The organism is Enterobacter cloacae complex sp. EB5 (assembly GCF_031432835.1).
GTDB lineage: Bacteria > Pseudomonadota > Gammaproteobacteria > Enterobacterales > Enterobacteriaceae > Enterobacter > Enterobacter hormaechei_C.
In genome coordinates, this window is sequence record NZ_CP133860.1 from 769,683 (window position 1) to 786,715 (window position 17,033).

At 61.5% G+C, this 17,033-nt stretch carries 14 protein-coding genes; 6 read left to right on the plus strand and 8 right to left on the minus strand.

Annotated features, from left to right (window positions below):
- The first annotated feature begins 53 nt into the window (after window positions 1-53).
- From fepD to fepC, 3 genes are read left to right on the plus strand one after another with little or no spacing between them, the layout of a single operon-like run.
- Window positions 54-1,058 (plus strand): Fe(3+)-siderophore ABC transporter permease, encoded by a 1,005-nt coding sequence (gene fepD / locus RHN82_RS03795; RefSeq protein WP_047052922.1) that lies wholly within the window; start codon window positions 54-56, stop codon window positions 1,056-1,058.
- Window positions 1,058-2,047 (plus strand): iron-enterobactin ABC transporter permease, encoded by a 990-nt coding sequence (gene fepG, locus RHN82_RS03800; RefSeq protein ID WP_072189935.1) that lies wholly within the window; start codon window positions 1,058-1,060, stop codon window positions 2,045-2,047. Before fepD ends, fepG begins: the two co-directional genes overlap by 1 nt.
- Window positions 2,044-2,844, plus strand: coding sequence for an iron-enterobactin ABC transporter ATP-binding protein (gene fepC, locus RHN82_RS03805; RefSeq protein WP_032647637.1), 801 nt, complete (start codon window positions 2,044-2,046; stop codon window positions 2,842-2,844). The genes fepG and fepC overlap by 4 nt, the downstream gene beginning before the upstream one ends.
- A gap of 89 nt (window positions 2,845-2,933) precedes the next feature.
- On the opposite strand, the gene entF is transcribed toward fepC, so the two are convergent.
- Genes entF through fes form a run of 3 tightly spaced genes read right to left on the minus strand, consistent with a single transcriptional unit; the run spans window position 2,934 to window position 8,210 of the window.
- Entirely contained in the window at window positions 2,934-6,791 is a 3,858-nt protein-coding gene (gene entF / locus RHN82_RS03810) for an enterobactin non-ribosomal peptide synthetase EntF (RefSeq protein ID WP_047052919.1), read from the minus strand.
- Entirely contained in the window at window positions 6,788-7,000 is a 213-nt protein-coding gene (locus RHN82_RS03815; protein ID WP_047052918.1) for an MbtH family NRPS accessory protein, read from the minus strand. Before RHN82_RS03815 ends, entF begins: the two co-directional genes overlap by 4 nt.
- A gap of 10 nt (window positions 7,001-7,010) precedes the next feature.
- Entirely contained in the window at window positions 7,011-8,210 is a 1,200-nt protein-coding gene (gene fes / locus RHN82_RS03820) for an enterochelin esterase (protein ID WP_047052916.1), read from the minus strand.
- A 146-nt stretch (window positions 8,211-8,356) separates the two neighbouring features.
- Between fes and RHN82_RS03825 the strand changes: the two genes are divergently transcribed.
- Entirely contained in the window at window positions 8,357-10,597 is a 2,241-nt protein-coding gene (locus tag RHN82_RS03825; protein ID WP_047052915.1) for a TonB-dependent siderophore receptor, read from the plus strand.
- 81 nt (window positions 10,598-10,678) lie between these two features.
- A complete protein-coding gene (gene entD / locus RHN82_RS03830) occupies window positions 10,679-11,368 on the plus strand; it encodes an enterobactin synthase subunit EntD (RefSeq protein WP_047052910.1) in 690 nt (229 codons plus the stop codon).
- Here the strand turns inward: entD and RHN82_RS03835 are convergent.
- Genes RHN82_RS03835 through RHN82_RS03850 form a run of 4 tightly spaced genes read right to left on the minus strand, consistent with a single transcriptional unit; the run spans window position 11,304 to window position 14,705 of the window.
- Window positions 11,304-12,143 (minus strand): metal ABC transporter permease, encoded by an 840-nt coding sequence (locus RHN82_RS03835; protein ID WP_047052908.1) that lies wholly within the window; start codon window positions 12,141-12,143, stop codon window positions 11,304-11,306. The two genes, entD and RHN82_RS03835, sit on opposite strands and share 65 nt — an antisense overlap.
- Entirely contained in the window at window positions 12,137-12,988 is an 852-nt protein-coding gene (gene sitC, locus RHN82_RS03840) for an iron/manganese ABC transporter permease subunit SitC (protein ID WP_047052907.1), read from the minus strand. The genes RHN82_RS03835 and sitC overlap by 7 nt, the downstream gene beginning before the upstream one ends.
- Window positions 12,985-13,791 (minus strand): iron/manganese ABC transporter ATP-binding protein SitB, encoded by an 807-nt coding sequence (sitB, locus tag RHN82_RS03845; protein ID WP_047052905.1) that lies wholly within the window; start codon window positions 13,789-13,791, stop codon window positions 12,985-12,987. The genes sitC and sitB overlap by 4 nt, the downstream gene beginning before the upstream one ends.
- A gap of 2 nt (window positions 13,792-13,793) precedes the next feature.
- Window positions 13,794-14,705 carry a metal ABC transporter substrate-binding protein gene (locus RHN82_RS03850; protein ID WP_047052904.1) on the minus strand — a complete coding sequence of 304 codons (912 nt, stop codon included), beginning with the start codon at window positions 14,703-14,705 and terminating at the stop codon, window positions 13,794-13,796.
- A 77-nt stretch (window positions 14,706-14,782) separates the two neighbouring features.
- Between RHN82_RS03850 and RHN82_RS03855 the strand changes: the two genes are divergently transcribed.
- Window positions 14,783-14,926: a hypothetical protein gene (locus tag RHN82_RS03855; protein WP_154815869.1), complete on the plus strand. Its 144-nt coding sequence runs from the start codon at window positions 14,783-14,785 to the stop codon at window positions 14,924-14,926.
- A 20-nt stretch (window positions 14,927-14,946) separates the two neighbouring features.
- On the opposite strand, the gene betT is transcribed toward RHN82_RS03855, so the two are convergent.
- Entirely contained in the window at window positions 14,947-16,980 is a 2,034-nt protein-coding gene (gene betT / locus RHN82_RS03860) for a choline BCCT transporter BetT (protein ID WP_047052901.1), read from the minus strand.
- Window positions 16,981-17,033: the final 53 nt, after the last annotated feature.

Consider the following 17,033-nt stretch of genomic DNA (forward strand, 5'->3'; position numbering starts at 1 on the left):
CAAATAAGATAGATAACGATAATCACTATCATTATCAAATCATGGATGTTGCTATGTCGTTTTCCTCTTCTGCGGTGCGCGCCATTGCCGTGCCCGTTTTATTGCTACTGCTAATCCTTGCGATTGCACTCAGCCTGCTGGTCGGCGCAAAACCGCTGCCCGCGTCCGTTATTGTCGATGCGCTCTCCGGTACCTGTCAGAGCGCCGACTGCACCATCGTGCTCGACGCTCGCCTGCCCCGCACCCTTGCCGGACTGCTGGCCGGCGGCGCGCTCGGCCTTGCCGGAGCCCTGATGCAAACCCTCACCCGCAACCCGCTGGCGGACCCCGGTATTCTCGGCGTTAACTCCGGCGCCAGCTTTGCCATCGTGCTCGGCGCGGCGCTGTTCGGGTTAACGTCCCCCTCTGAACAGCTGGTGATGGCCTTTTGCGGCGCGCTGGCGGCCTCGCTGGTGGTGGCGTTTACCGGCAGCCAGGGCGGTGGACAGCTCAGCCCGGTACGCTTAACCTTGGCGGGCGTGGCGCTCGCGGCGGTGCTGGAAGGCTTGTCCAACGGCATCGCCCTGCTCAACCCGGACGTGTATGACCAGCTGCGCTTCTGGCAGGCTGGTTCGCTGGATATCCGTACCCTTGATACCCTGAAAGTGGTGGCATTCCCGGTCATTATCGCTGCCGCCGTGGCGCTAATCTTAAGCCGATCGCTCAACAGCCTGAGCCTCGGCAGCGACACCGCGACCGCCCTCGGCAACCGCGTGGCGCGCACGCAGCTGACGGGCCTGCTTGTCATCACCGTGCTGTGCGGCAGCGCGACCGCCGTCGTCGGGCCGATTGCCTTTATCGGCCTGATGATGCCGCACATGGCGCGCTGGCTGGTGGGTGCGGATCACCGCTGGTCGCTGCCGGTCACGCTGCTGGCGACCCCTGCCCTGCTGCTGTTTGCCGACGTACTGGGCCGCCTGCTGGTGCCGGGTGAACTGCGCGTCTCGGTGGTCAGCGCCTTTATCGGCGCGCCGGTGCTGATCTTCCTGGTACGACGCAGACGCGGGGGTGGCGCATGATGGCCCCGTCCCGTCGTTTACTCACCAGCGTCGCCCTGCTGGTCGTCGCCAGTCTGCTGCTGGCGGTCTGGAGCCTGCAAAGCGGTGCCGTAACGCTTGATTTCGCGCAGGTCTTTCACGCTCTCACCGGCAGCGCGCCGCGTAACATCACCATGGTGGTCACCGAATGGCGACTGCCGCGCGTGGCGATGGCGATCCTGGTCGGCGCGGCGCTCGGCGTCAGCGGCGCGATATTCCAGTCGCTGATGCGTAACCCCCTCGGCAGCCCGGACGTGATGGGCCTGAATACCGGCGCGTGGAGCGGCGTGCTGGTGGCGATGGTGCTGTTCGGGCAGCATCTCACGGCCATTACCTTTACGGCGATGGCGGGCGGCATTCTCACCTCCCTGCTTATCTGGGCCCTGGCCTGGCGCAACGGCATCGACACCTTCCGCCTGATCATCATCGGGATCGGCATCCGCGCGATGCTGATGGCGTTTAACACCTGGCTTCTGCTACAGGCGTCGCTGGAAACCGCGCTCTCCGCCGGGCTGTGGTACGCCGGTTCCCTCAACGGTCTGACGTGGGGAAAAACCTGGCCCGCCGCGCCGCTGATTATCCTGATGTTTATTGGTGCGTTGCTGCTGGTCAGGCGCATGCGGCTGCTGGAGATGGGCGACGACAGCGCCTGCGCGCTGGGCGTGAGCGTAGAGCGCTCGCGCCTGATGCTGATGCTGGTCGCCGTACTGCTGACCGCTGCCTCTACCGCTATCGCCGGGCCAATCTCGTTTATTGCCCTTGTCGCGCCGCATATCGCGCGGCGACTTAGCGGCACCGCGCGCTGGGGCTTAACCCAGGCGGCGCTGTGCGGCGCGCTGTTACTGCTGGCCGCCGATCTCTGCGCCCAGCAATTGTTTATGCCTTATCAACTGCCGGTGGGCGTGGTGACCGTCAGCCTCGGCGGGATTTACCTCATCGTCTTGCTCGTTCAGGAGTCACGCAAGAAATGACAGATTCAACACCCCGCTTGCGCGGCGAAAACTTGACCCTCGGCTACGGTAAAAAAATCATTGCCCGGGACTTATCCGTTGCCATTCCGGACGGCCACTTCACCGCCATTATCGGGCCAAACGGCTGCGGCAAATCGACATTGCTGCGCACGCTGAGCCGCCTGATGTCGCCGGTTGAGGGCAGCGTGTTCCTCGACGGGGAGCAGATCCAGCGCTTCGCCAGCAAAGAGGTGGCGCGACGCATCGGACTGCTGGCGCAAAACGCCACCACGCCGGGGGATATTACCGTGCAGGAGCTGGTCTCCCGCGGGCGCTATCCGCACCAGCCACTGTTTACCCGCTGGCGCAAGGAGGACGACGAGGCCGTGAAGCGCGCGATGCAGGCGACGGGCATCACCGATCTCGCCCAGCAAAGCGTCGATACCCTCTCCGGCGGACAGCGCCAGCGCGCGTGGATCGCAATGGTGCTGGCGCAGGAAACCTCGATCATGCTGCTGGACGAGCCGACGACCTGGCTGGATATCAGCCATCAGATTGACCTGCTGGAGCTGCTGAGCGAACTGAACCGTACGCAGGGGTACACCCTGGCGGCAGTGCTGCACGACTTAAACCAGGCGTGCCGCTACGCGACGCATCTGATTGCGCTGCGCGACGGCGAGATTGTGGCGCAGGGCGCGCCGAAAGAGATTGTGACGCCGGATCTGATCGCGCGGATCTACGGCATGCGCTGCATGATTATTGACGATCCGGTGGCGGGTACGCCGCTGGTGGTGCCGTTGGGCAAGCGTGCGGTCTGATGCCCTCACCCCGGCCCTCTCCCACAGGGAGAGGGAGCAAACCATCCCCTCTCCCCGTGGGAGAGGGTTAGGGTGAGGGGCTTTAAACGTTACCCCAAAATTTCCTTCAGTACCGGCCCAATCTTCTCAAACGCCTGCGGTGAAATAATATCCACATGGGCGCAGTCCTGGCTGTACACCTCCAGCTCACCCACCCACGGCGCCCACGCGACCTGCGGATCCATCGTTCGCGTTCGCTCGGCGACAAACAGCGTCGCTTTACCGTCAAACCGCGCGCTGTGTGCCGTGGTAAGCAGCCGCACCGCGTCCGCATAGTTGCCTTCAATGGCGTTAAACAGCTCGCTGGAACCCTGCCCCTGCTGGGCGGCGATAAACGCCTGACGTTCGCGCTCAATTTCTGCCAGCACCTCCGGATCGAGGCCGTTGGCCTCTTTCTCCGCCCAGTTCTGGGTTTCCGGCGGCCAGGTATCCAGCAGGCCGAGGAACGCTACGTCTTCACCCTGCTCGCGCAGGCGCGCCGCAATGCCCTGCGCCAGCGTGCCGCCGAGGGAATAGCCGAACAGATAATACGGCCCCTGCGGCTGTTGCTTACGCAACGTGTTCAGATGATGCTCGATCACCGCATCGAGATCCGCACACTGCTGCATCGGCCCGTCCGGGCGCGGCGACTGAATGCCGACGATTGACCAGCGCGGGCTGAGGTAGCGCGCCAGGACGCTAAACTGCCAGGCAAAGCCGGACGCCGGATGGAAGCAGAACAGCGTCGGGCCGTTGCTTTCACGCAGCGGGAGAACAGTTTCATACCCCAGACGCTGCGCCTGCTCGTCGCTCATCTGCGAGTCCAGCAGGCCGCTAAGCTTACTCACCGTCGAGGCGACCATAATCTGCCCCGGCGTGACCTTGCGGCTGAACGCACGGCTGAGCTGAGCCGCGAGGCGCATCGCCAGCAGCGAGTGGCCGCCGAGGGCAAAGAAATCGGCCTCGATATCGTTCACCGCGCAGCCCAGCAGGTCAGAAAACGCCTGCGCCACGGCGTCTTCGGTTTGCGTCTCAGGCGCGCGACCGGAAGTTTTGCTGGTCAGCTCCGGCAGCGGCAACGCCTTGCGATCCAGCTTGCCGTTGGCGCTTAACGGCAACGCGCTGATTTGCAGCAGCACCACCGGCACCATATGCGGCGGCAGCTGGGCTTTGAGTGAGGCAAGCAGCGCGTCGCGATCCAGCGGTAAGCCGGATTCGGAGACAACGTACCCCACCAGCTGACGGGCATCGCCGCCCGTGGCAGCCGCCTGGTTGAACACGCAGGCGTGCGCTACGGCCTGAGCCACATCTGGTAGCGCGAGCATCGCCCGGTCGATTTCGCCCAGCTCGATGCGCTGGCCGCGGATTTTCAGCTGATCGTCGCTGCGGCCCAGATATTCCACCGCGCCGTTGTCCAGCCAGCGGGCAACGTCCCCGGTGCGGTACATTCGCTCGCCGGGGGCAAACGGATCGGCAATAAAGCGGCTGGCGGTGAGGTCCGGACGGCCCAGATACCCCTGCGCCAGCTGAATGCCGGTGAGATACAGATCCCCCGCCACGCCGAACGGCACCGGGCGCATCATCGCGTCCAGAATGCGCAGCCCCGTATTCCACACCGGGAAGCCGATAGGCACGCTGTTGCCTTCCACCGCCGCCAGCTCGGGGCCGTACGCCGGATACCAGCTGACGTCCACCGCCGCTTCGGTCGGGCCATAGAGGTTGTGCAGCGGCGCATGGGTGAGCTGTTCCCATTCGCGGCACAGCGCCGTTGGCAATGCCTCGCCGCTACAGAACACCTGCTTTAGCGTCCTGCAACAGTCGACGTTTTCCGGCGTCAGCGAGGCGACGAACGCCGCCAGCATCGACGGCACGAAGTGGGTGGTGGTTACGCCATATTCTGCGAAGAAGCTCTGCATCGCCTGCGGATCGCGGTGCGCGTCCGGCTCGGCCATCACCAGCTTCGCCCCGGCGATAAACGGCCACCAGAACTCCCACACCGACACGTCAAAGCTGCACGGCGTTTTCTGCGCCACCACGTCATGCGCCGTCAGTGGATAATGATCCTGCATCCATTTCAGGCGGTTAACGATGGCGGTATGGCCGACCATCACCCCTTTTGGACGTCCCGTCGAACCGGAAGTAAAGATGATGTACGCGGTCTGCTCCGGCTTCGCCAGGCGCAGAGGTTCAGCATCGGTGGCCGGTAATAGTGTGTTGTAACTAAAGGTGGCGATCGGCAGATTGTCAAAGCGCGGAAGCTGCTCGTCGGTGGTAATGAGCAGCGACGGCTTCGCGTCCTCCAGCATCATCCGCAGACGGTCGTCCGGGTAACCGGTATCCAGCGGCAGCCAGGCGGCGCCAGCTTCAACAATCCCGTGCAGCGCCAGGGTCAGGAACACCGAGCGCGGGAGCGCCACCGCCACGCTGTCGCCCGGCTTCACGCCGCGCGCGCGCAGCAGGTTTGCCAGCGCGACTACCTGCTCGCGCATCTGGCGGTAGTTCAGTTCAGTATGGGCATCCGCCAGCGCGGGGGCGTCCGGCGTTTTGCTCGCCTGCTCCGCGACCAGATCTGCCAGCGTGGTGGACGGCAGCGCCAGCCCGGTATCGTTGATGCGCGCCAGCCGGGAGTATTCCTGCTCTGATACGGTTTCCACGTCGCCACAGCGCAGGTCCGGATTGGCGGCAAACTGCGTCAGCATTGCGTTCAGGCGCGCCGCGTGTCCCTTCAGCGTCGCCTCGTCGTAACGCTGCCTGTTGGCGAGGATCTCAATGCTCAGTCCGCCCTGCTCGTCCGGGAACAGCGCCAGCTCCAGATCGTTCACCGGGCCGGTCGCCAGCGTGTGGGTCATGGCCTCCACGCCGTCGATATCCAGCTGATAATCGAACACCTTAACGTTCAGCACCGGACCAAACAGGGCTTCATCGCCTGCGGCACGCCCGCTGTCGCGCACGATCTGCTCGGCGTCGTAACGCTGATGGCGGCGCATTTTTTTCAACTGGTTCGCCAGGCGCAGCGCCAGTTCCGGCAGGCTCTCCTGCGGGCGAATATTCACCGCCAGCGGCAGGACGTTGAGCACCGGTCCGGTCGCGGTCAGCGCGGCGGAGCCCATACGGCGCATAAAGATAAACCCGGCGGCGTAGTCCAGCCGTCCGGTCAGGCGGCCCAGCCACAGCGCCACCAGCGCAAGGGCCAGATCGGTACGCTGCGCCTGGCCTGCCATCTGTGCAAGCTGGCTGAACGCACGGCCGTCCATCGCAATTTTCAGGCGCAGGATATCGGTGGTGGCGGCGCGTCCCGGCAGCGGCGCGGAAGAGAGCGAGACCGGAGAAGGAAGCTGTTTGCGCTGCTCGGCCCAGAAAGCACCGTCGCGCTGATACGCCTCGCTGTCGCGATAGCGCTGATACTCCTCCACCACCTCGGCGAACGGGGTGAACGGGGAGGCTGGCGTGGATTTACCTTTCTGCCACGCAGCGTAAATGGCGGCGATCTGGCGGGTAATGGCCGGGAAACTGAAGCCATCCACCACCAGATGATGATACCGCTGATACCAGTACCAGCGGTTTTCTCCCACCTGAATCAGCTGGTGAAACGTCAGCGGCTGACCGCTGTCGACGCGCAGGTTCTGGTTGAGATCGGCCTCCATCAGCGCCACGGCGGCGTCGTGGCAGTCAACGCGCACGATGGACGGCTCCGGCAGGATCATGGCCTCATCGATCCACTGCCACACCTCACCGTTATCTTCGGCAAAACGCATCCGCAGCGTGTCGGCCTGCATCATGCCTTCAGCGATGGCTTTTGCCAGCAATGGCGCGTCGATAGCGCCTTTCAGTTCGGTGTAGTGCGCGACGCTCCAGGCGTTTGGCAGGGAGGAAAGCTGCTCTGCCATCCAGATCCCCGGCTGGGCGGCGACAAGAGGGAGACGGTTCATGCGCGCTCCCCCGCAAAATAAGACGGCTCAAGCGTCTGCCACTGTTCCGACAGCCACTGCTGGCACGCCTCCTGAGATTGCGGTTCGCAGACCACGCGCCAGCCCGCGGGCAACTCGCACTGCTGCGGCCACAGGCTGTACTGCCCCTGGTCATTTTGCAAAATGGCGAACTGTCCCTGCGGATTATCGAAAGGATTGCTGAATTCCATACAGACTCCGTTATTGAATAAGCGGCTGCCAGAGGGTCATCAGCCCCTGCGTCAGCCCACCGCGCCAGCAAAGCGCATCGTGTCCGCCGTCAACCTGACGCCAGAAAACCGGTTGCTGAGTGTGTAGTTCGGCGAGGATCGCCTGGTTTGCGCGCAAGATAAGCGGTTCGTTGCGCCCGGCCTCAAGGACGATGCGCAGCCCGCGAGCGGTTTTTTCACCCGCTTTGAGTTGTTCGATGAGCAGCCCGTCCTGCTGCGCGCCGCGGTGCGGCCACCAGTAGGATCCGGACTGGCTGAGGATGCAGCCAAAACGCTGCGGCCAGTTGAGGCCCGCGTAGAGGGAGGAAAGACCGCCGAAGCTCTGGCCCGCCACCACGGTATGGTCGGCGCGGTCACTGAACGGGGCCATGCTTTTCACCTGCGGGAGGAGTTCGTCCTGCACCGCCAGCCAGAAATCAGGGTTACACGGCAGCTCGCGGCTGCGGTGTGCGGTGTCAATCACGTCGATTAAGACATAGACCGCAGGCGGCAGTTTGCCTTCATGGGTGAGCGACGCCAGCGCAGGCCAGACGGGCATGCTTTCGGCCCAGAACTGCCCGTCGAGCAGCACCGCCAGCGGGCGCTCGGGGCTTTCATCCCCGGTGGTAAAAATCCACACGCGGCGACGGTTCTTCAGACGCGCGCTGTGCCACTCAATGCAGACAGGCTTTTTGTAAGGGGTATCGGGATGGTTCCAGCCGGGCTGTACGGGCGCCTCCGGCATCTCCAGCGCCGAGACGCCGTGCCCGCGCCCGCCGCGCCAGCTCTGGACATTCAGCGGGTCAGACACCGCGTGCGGCAGCAGTTTGCGCCAGCCTTCGCGCAGCGCCATGCGGTCCGGCTGCTCGCCCTCAAACACTGCGCTGGCAAAATCGTTTTCATTGTCGGAGGGGATAAAACAGTAGCTGCCGCGCCATTCGGGGCTGAACTCGCCCTGCCACTGCCAGACGTCAGTATCCGGGATACGTTCAAGGGACTGCGGACGGGCATTTTGATGGTGATCGGTCACGCCGGTGACGTAGAGCCAGACGCGTTTCACCGTCGACGTTTTCTGCGTTCCCGCCGGGTCCCGCCACCAGAATGTCACGCGATAGTTTTCCTGATGACGTTCCCGTTCCGGCCCGTTTTTCGCCTGCCACCACGCTTCACTTCCGGTTGTTAACCCCGTCACCCTTATAACCCCATGTTTAACAGTCTTTTTTGTTGCAGAGCAAATTTTATTGATAATATTATTGATAACTATTTTCATTTGCAATAGCGTAATGCCCGCGCTGTGGGAAGCGCGCTCATTAAATAACCATAAAAGCGGGACGTACAATGAATAAGAAGATTCACTCTCTGGCCTTGCTGGTCAATTTAGGGATTTATGGTGTCGCGCTGCCCGCCATGGCAGACGACAACACCGCCTCCGCGCAGCACGAAGACACCATGGTGATCACCGCCGCCGAGCAGAATTTGCAGGCGCCGGGCGTGTCGACCATCACCGCCGACGAGATCCGCAAAAACCCGCCCGCGCGCGACGTGGCGGAAATCATCCGCACCATGCCGGGCGTTAACCTGACCGGCAACTCCACCAGCGGCCAGCGCGGGAACAACCGTCAGATTGACATTCGCGGCATGGGCCCGGAAAACACCCTGATCCTGATTGACGGCAAGCCGGTTACCAGCCGCAACTCCATCCGTCTGGGCTGGCGCGGCGAGCGTGATACCCGCGGCGATACCGGCTGGGTCCCGCCGGAGATGATCGAGCGCATCGAAGTGATCCGTGGCCCGGCCGCTGCCCGCTACGGTAATGGTGCTGCGGGCGGCGTGGTGAACATCATCACCAAAAAATTCGACGACCAGTGGCACGGCTCCTGGAACACCTATCTGAACGCGCCAGAGCATAAAGACGAAGGTTCCACCAAACGCACCAACTTCAGCCTGAGCGGCCCGCTGGGCGGGGATTTCAGCTTCCGCATGTACGGTAACCTGGATAAAACCCAGGCCGACGCGTGGGACATCAACCAGGGTCATCAGTCCGATCGCACGGGCGCTTACGCCAACACCCTGCCCGCAGGCCGTGAAGGGGTGGAAAATAAAGACATCAACGGCGTGGTGCGCTGGGACTTCGCACCGATGCAGTCGCTGGAGTTTGAAGCGGGCTACAGCCGCCAGAACAACCTTTATGCGGGTGACACGCAGAACACCAACAACGACAACGCGCTGGTGAAGAAAAACTACGGTAAAGAGACTAACCGTATCTATCGTCAGAACTTCGCGGTGACCTGGAACGGCGGCTGGGATAACGGCATCACCACCAGCAACTGGGCGCAGTACGAGCACACCCGCAACTCTCGTCTGGGCGAAGGGCTGGCGGGCGGTCTGGAAGGCCTGTTCAACAGCAATAAGTTCACCGATACCGATCTGGCCGACGTGATGCTGCACAGCGAAATCAACCTGCCGATTGATTTCATTGTGAACCAGAACCTGACGCTCGGCACCGAGTGGAACCAGCAGCGCATGAAGGACTCGACCTCCTTCTCGCAAACCCAGCAGGGCGGCACTATCCCGGGCATGAGCGAAGACCGTAGCCCGTACACCTCAGCGGAGATCTTCTCCCTGTTCGCCGAAAACAACATGGAGCTGACCGACAGCACCATGCTGACCCCTGCCCTGCGCTTCGACCACCATACTATTGTCGGCAATAACTGGAGCCCGTCCCTGAACCTGTCGCAGGGTCTGGGGGATGACTTCACCCTGAAGATGGGCATCGCGCGCGCCTATAAAGCGCCAAGCCTGTATCAGACCAACCCGAACTACCTGCTGTACAGCAAAGGCCAGGGCTGCTACGCCAGTTCCGACGGCGTGGGCTGCTACATGATGGGTAACGACGATCTGAAAGCGGAAACCAGTATCAACAAAGAGATTGGCCTGGAGTGGAAACGCGACGGCTGGCTGGCGGGCGTGACCTGGTTCCGCAACGACTACCGCAACAAGATTGAAGCGGGCTACGCGCCGATTGGCCAGACGTCCACCGGCAAAGTCACCACCGATATCTACCAGTGGGAAAACGTGCCGAAGGCGGTAGTGGAAGGTCTGGAAGGCTCCCTGAACGTGCCGGTCAGCGACACCATCAACTGGACCAACAACATCACCTACATGCTGCAAAGCAAGAACAAGGAGACCGGCGATCGTCTGTCGATCATCCCGGAGTACACGCTGAACTCAACCCTGAGCTGGCAGGTACGTCAGGACGTGTCCTTGCAGTCGACCTTCACCTGGTACGGCAAGCAGCAGCCGAAGAAGTACAACTACAAAGGTCAGCCGGTGACCGGGTCTGAGAAAGACGAAGTCAGCCCGTACAGCATCGTTGGCCTGAGCGCGACCTGGGACGTGACCAAAAACGTCAGCCTGACCGGCGGCGTGGACAACGTCTTCGACAAACGCCAGTGGCGCGCAGGTAACGCCCAGACCACGGGTAATACCACGACGGGTGCGTATATGTACGGTGCGGGTGCGTATACGTATAATGAACCGGGCCGTACCTGGTATATGAGCGTGAATACGAGGTTCTGATATAGGCAATGACTTCCCCCTCTCCCTGTGGGAGAGGGCCGGGGAGAGGGCATCAGGCCGCACAATACTGAAGGGAAAACCATGCACACCACCCACAGCACATTTTCTCTCGCCGGCCACACCCTCCACCGCGTCACCTTCGACCCCGCCACCTTCACCGACGCCGATCTCCTCTGGCTCCCCCACCACGCACAGCTCGCTGACGCCGGACGCAAACGCAAGGCCGACCACCTGGCAGGCCGCATCGCCGCCGCGCACGCCTTGCCCGACCACACCATGCCCGCCATCGGCCCCAGCGGGGAACCGCTCTGGCCGCACGGCATTTCCGGCAGCATCACCCACAGCGGCACGCAGGCGATAGCCGTCGTCACGCAATACCCGGCGCTTATCGGCATCGACTGTGAAACGATCCTCTCCGAAAACGAAGCCAGGGAAATCAAAGACGGCATTATTGATGCGCAGGAAGAACCTGTGCTTTCCCGCTCGCGATACCCGTTCGCCCTCGCCCTGACGCTGGTCTTCAGCGCCAAAGAGAGCCTGTTTAAGGCCCTCTTTCCGCAGGTACAGGCCTGGATGGGTTTTGACTGCGCCCGCGTTACCAGGCTCGACGACAAGACGCTCACGCTGGCGTTGACCCGTCAACTGGCTGGCTTTAACGAAGGCACCGCCTTCCCCCTGCACTGGCAGCAGCACGGCGAACAGGTCATCACCCTGCTGTCACACGCTCCTGGCGACGAGCCTTCACGCTGGTCACCACAAACGTCACGATAAACACCATCGCGAACAGGACCACAATGGTCGGTGCAGGCGCGCTGTCGAGATAAAACGAGGCATACACGCCGCTTACCGACACGAGGGCTGAAACGGCGACCGACACCAGCAGCGCCATGTGAAAGCGTCGGGTAATCAGCACCGCCACCGCGCCGGGCGCAATCAGCAGGGAAATCGACAGAATGATCCCCACCGCTTTCAGCGTCGCGACGATGGTCAGCGAAACCATGCACAGTAAGCCGTAGTGCAGCCAGCGGGTGCGCAGGCCGCTCGCCTGCGCCTGCTGATAGTCAAAGCAGAACAGCAGAAAATCGCGCCACTTCAGGCCAATCACCAGCGCAATCAGCCCCGCGACGAGACCGCTTTGCAGAATGTCCATCCCGTTAATACCCAGCATATCGCCGAACAGAATGTGGTCGAGATGCACCTCAGGTTTGACGGCGATATAGAGGATCAGCCCGGCGCCGAACATGCCGGAAAAGACGATCCCCATGACCGTATCCTGTTTGATGCGGCTGTTATCCTTCAGGTATCCGGTGGCGACCGCGCAGAACAGACCGGCCACGAACGCGCCCAGCGCCAGCGGCAGGCCCATCATCCAGGCCAGCACGACGCCGGGAAACACCGCGTGGCTCATGGCGTCGCCCATCAGCGCCCAGCCTTTCAGCACCAGAAAAACCGACAGCAGCGCGCAGGGCACGGCCACCAGGAGTGAAATCAACAGCGCGTTGTTCATAAACGCAAACTGGAACGGTTCGAGAAGCAGCGTCAACATGGGTGTGCCTCCCGCGCCCGACGACGGCTGGCGAGCAGACCGTGCTTTGGCGCAAAGACGAACGCCAGCAGGAACAGCAGCGTCTGGGCGACCACGATAATGCCGCCGGTGGCGCCGTCCAGGTAATAGCTGGCCCACGCGCCGAGGAAGCTGGTGATGCTGCCAATGGCGACGGCAATCATCAGCAGGCGCGGGAAGCGGTCGGTCAGCAGCCACGCGGTCGCGCCGGGCGTGACCACCAGACAGATCACCAGAAATGCGCCGACGGTTTGCAGCGCCGCCACGGTAGAGACCGCCAGCAGCGTGAAGAAGAGAATTTTCAGGCGTTCCGGGCGCAGGCCGATGGCGCGGGCGTGGTTCTCATCAAAAAAGGTCACCATCAGATCTTTCCATTTGAACAGCAGGATAACCATCGACACTACGCCGATAATCGCCAGCTGGACGATATCCTCCGGGGCGATAGCCAGAATATTGCCGAGGACGATGGTCTGAATGTTCACCGATGTCGGGTTGAGCGAGACCATAAACAGCCCCAACCCGAAAAACGAGGAGAAGATCAGCCCGATAATGGCGTCCTCCTTCAGACGGCTGCGCTGGTTGAGAAACAGCATGCTGCCCGCCGCCAGCCCGCCCGATAAAAACGCCCCCAGCGAGAACGGCAGCCCGAGCATGTAAGCACCCGCCACGCCTGGCACGATGGAGTGCGACAGCGCATCGCCGATCAGCGACCAGCCTTTGAGCATCAGATAGCAGGAGAGAAACGCGCACAGCCCGCCCACCATCGCCGAGACCCACATCGCGTTGAGCATGTACTCGTAGCCGAAGGGTTCGAGAAGCACGTTCATTTGGCCTCCTGTCGGTGCGTGACGAAGGGGCGCTCGTCGTCGGTAATAATGCGATCTTCCGAACCGCTGAGCACCACGTGGCGCAGCACGCCGCTGAAGGCGTGCTCAAGATTTTCGGCGGTGAAGGTGGTTTCCGTCGGGCCGCTCGCCAGCACGGTGCCTTTGACCATCACCGTGTAATCACAAAACTCCGTGACCGAGCCCAGGTTATGGGTCGAGACCAGCATCGTTTTACCCTCGTCGCGCAGCTCCCGCAGCAGGCTGATGATCCTGGCTTCGGTTTTGACGTCCACGCCGGTAAACGGCTCGTCGAGCAGGATCACTTCGCCCTGCTGGGCAATCGCCCGCGCCAGAAACACGCGCTTCTTCTGCCCGCCGGACAGCTCGCCAATCTGCCGATGGCGCAGCTCAAGCATATCCACGCGCTTCAGGGCGTCGGTGACGATCTGCTTATCGCATTCTTTGGGACGACGCAGAAAACCCATATGCCCGTAGCGGCCCATCATCACCACGTCTTCGACCAGCACCGGAAACGACCAGTCGACCTCTTCCGACTGCGGCACGTAGGCGACCAGGTTCTGACGCAGCGCCTGGTGAGGCGGCAACCCCAGAATGGAGATAGTGCCGCTCGCCGCCCGCACAAACCCCATCACCGCCTTAAACAACGTGGACTTGCCGGAACCGTTCACCCCCACCAGGGCGGCAATCGATCCGCCCGGCACGCTGAACGATGCGTCGCGCAGCGCCGTGTGGCCGTTGCGGTAGGTCACGGTCACGTCGGTTACAACAATCCCCTTCTGCATGGTTACTCCTTCATCCCGTCGCGGATGCCCTGTACCAGCGTGCGGGTGGTGACGTTCAGCAGATCAATATAGGTCGGCACCGGACCGTTTTCCGCGCTCAGGGAGTCAACGTACAGCACGCCGCCGTAGTGGGCGCCGGTTTCACGCGCCACCTGACGGGCGGGCTTATCCGAGACGGTACTTTCGCTGAACACCGCCGGGATATGATGTTTTTTCACCAGATCGATAACCTTGCGCACCTGCTGGGGCGTGCCCTGCTGATCGGCGTTGATCGGCCACAGGTACAGCTCCTTCAGGCCCAAATCCCGCGCCAGATAGGAAAAAGCGCCTTCACTGGTCACCATCCAGCGCTTGTCTTCCGGGATTTCCGCGACCTGCTTACGCAGCGGTTCGAGAGTGGCGGTGATCGTCTGCTTGTAGGCTTCCGCGTTGCGCTGATAGCTCTGGGCATTGGCCGGATCGTACTTCACCAGCGCGTCGCGGATGTTATCGACATAAATCAGGGCGTTGTCCGGCGACATCCACGCGTGCGGGTTGGGCTTGCCGTTATAGGGCCCTTCGCTGATGCCCATCGGGGTGATGCCTTTGGTGACAATCACCTCCGGCACGCCGTTCAGGTGCTGATAAAAGCGCTGGAACCACAGCTCCAGATTCATGCCGTTCGCCAGGATCAGCTGTGCCTTCTGCGCGCGTTTGATATCGCCCGGGGTGGGCTGGTATTCGTGAATTTCCGCGCCCGGTTTGGTAATGGAGGTGACCTCTGCGGCATCCCCCGCCACGTTTTTCGCCATATCAGCAATAACGGTAAAAGTGGTGATGACCTGGAACTTTTCAGCCGCCAGCGCGCCGGTCGTGGTCGCGGTCATGAGTAGCGCGCCGAGCAACAGTCGCTTCAATCCTTGCCGTGGATGCATCGCAGAAGTCTCCTGAGGTGATTAAAATCAAAGCAAAATTAGCCTGTGCTATAAGGTATAGCACAGGCTATATTTAAATGAAAATAATTATCATTAAAGTTGTGTCAATGAAGGGCGTGCCTGATGGCGCTTCGCTTATCAGGCCTACGGAAAAGCAGTTTTGGAGTTTTGTAGGCCGGGTAAGCGCAGCGCCACCCGGCAAAAAATGGCTGGATTTTTAATTAAAGGAGTTTGTCATTACTTAGACATCCGGGAACATCACGCTATTTCCCGGCGCTTCCCTGTGCAGATGGATAAAGTTCAGGTGCCGTTCATACTGATCCAGAATGTCCGTGATCACCTGCTCCTTGCTGTAATCCATCAAATCATTCCCCTGGCTGCCTTCCAGCAGGAAGGTTTCCAGCCGGTAGTAGGTCGACTTCCCGCTGCGCGCCCGGTAGGTGAACCCGGGCACCGAATACTGCTGCGGCCAGATCTGATAGACAAAGTTCTGCTCGTCGCCCATGTGCACCAGCAGATCCAGGTGCCCCAGGTTCTCGCCCTCATCCGGCGGCAGGTTTTTCAGCTCCACGTAGGCGCCACGCAGCTTCAGCTCCTGGGCCACCTCTTCCATGGCCGGGAAGCAGACCGTCTCCATCATCTGTTTGGTGTAGCGCGTGCCAGGGTAGTTCATCAGGCGCGAGAGGCGTTTTTTCCAGCTCAGCCTGTCCTGCGCGCCCAGCGGACGCGGGGCGGTGTCGCGGCTGGCGCTGACGCGGCGGTAGTCTTCCACCTTAAGCGATTTATACAGCCCGGCCATCACGAAGAAGATCACGAAGCTGAACGGCAGGCCCATGATCACCGTGGTGTTCTGCAACGCAGAGATACCGTTGGTCATCAGCATGCCGAGCGTCAGCAGGCCGATGGCGACGGACCAGAAGATGCGCAGCCAGTTCGGCGCGTCGCTGTTAATGTCCTTCAGCTTCGAGGTGAAGTTCCCCAGCACCAGCGCGCCGGAGTCCGCCGAGGTGACGTAGAACAGCAGACCGGTAATGGTCGCTACCGACGCGCTAAAGGTAAACGCCGGATACTGCGCCAGCAGGCTGTAGAAGCCGCGCTCCGGGTGCGCCATCGCTTCCTGGGCGAAGGTCGCATTGCCGTGGATGATCTCATGCAGCGCGCTGTTGCCGAAAATCGACAGCCACAGCAGGGTAAAGGTGAACGGGATGATCAGCGTGCCCATCACGAACTGGCGGATGGTGCGCCCACGCGAAATACGTGCCAGGAACAGGCCGACAAACGGCGACCACGCCACCCACCACGCCCAGAAGAACAGCGTCCAGTTGTTCATCCATTCTGTCGGACGGTCAAAGGCGAAGCTGTTCAGCGTCATGCCCATAAAGCGGTTCACGTAATCACCCACGTTCAGCACTAAGGCATTGAGCAGGAACGAGGTGTCGCCCATAAACAGCACGAACAGGATCAGCCCCAGCGCCAGCGCGACGTTCAGCTCGGAGAGCACGCGAATCCCTTTATCCACGCCGGAGGTCACCGAGATGGTGGCGATAATCACCGACAGCGCAATCAGCGCCGCCTTCGCCGCCATCGAATCCGGGATGTCAAACAGCACGCTCAGCCCGTAGTTAAGCTGCACCACGCCAATCCCGAGCGTGGTGGCGATGCCGAAGATGGTGCCGATCACCGCCGCGATGTCTACCGTGTGACCAATCGGGCCGTTGATCTTTTTGCCGAAAATCGGGTACAGCGCGGAGCGGATGGTAAGGGGCAAATTATAACGATAGCTAAAGTATCCGAGCGCCATGCCCATCAGGGCATACATCGACCAGCCCGTCAGGCCGTAGTGGAACAGCGTCCAGACCATCGCCTGGCGCGCGGCCTCCATCGTCTGCCCTGCCCCTTCCGGCGGCTGCATATACTGCGTAACCGGTTCCGCCACCGAGAAGAACATCAGGTCGATGCCGATACCCGCGGCAAACAGCATCGCGGCCCAGCTCAACAGGCTGAACTCGGGCTTGGACTGCTCTGGCCCGAGCTTCACCGAACCGAAGCGCGAGCAGGCAATGCAGACCACGAAGACAATATAGAGCGTCGCCGCCAGCAGGTAGTACCAGCCGAAGGTCTTTGACACCCAGTTCAGGGTGCGCCCAATCCACTCGGCAGAAAAATCACGAAAGAAGATCGTCGTCAGGGAAAACAACAAAATCAGCCCGGCGGACGTATAAAAAACGACCGGGTTGATTTTGTCTTTTTCTCTGTCTTGTGAAAGGTCTGTCATCCAGTATCCCCACTGTTTTTGTAACTATTGAAATCCAAAATCGCAACAATTAA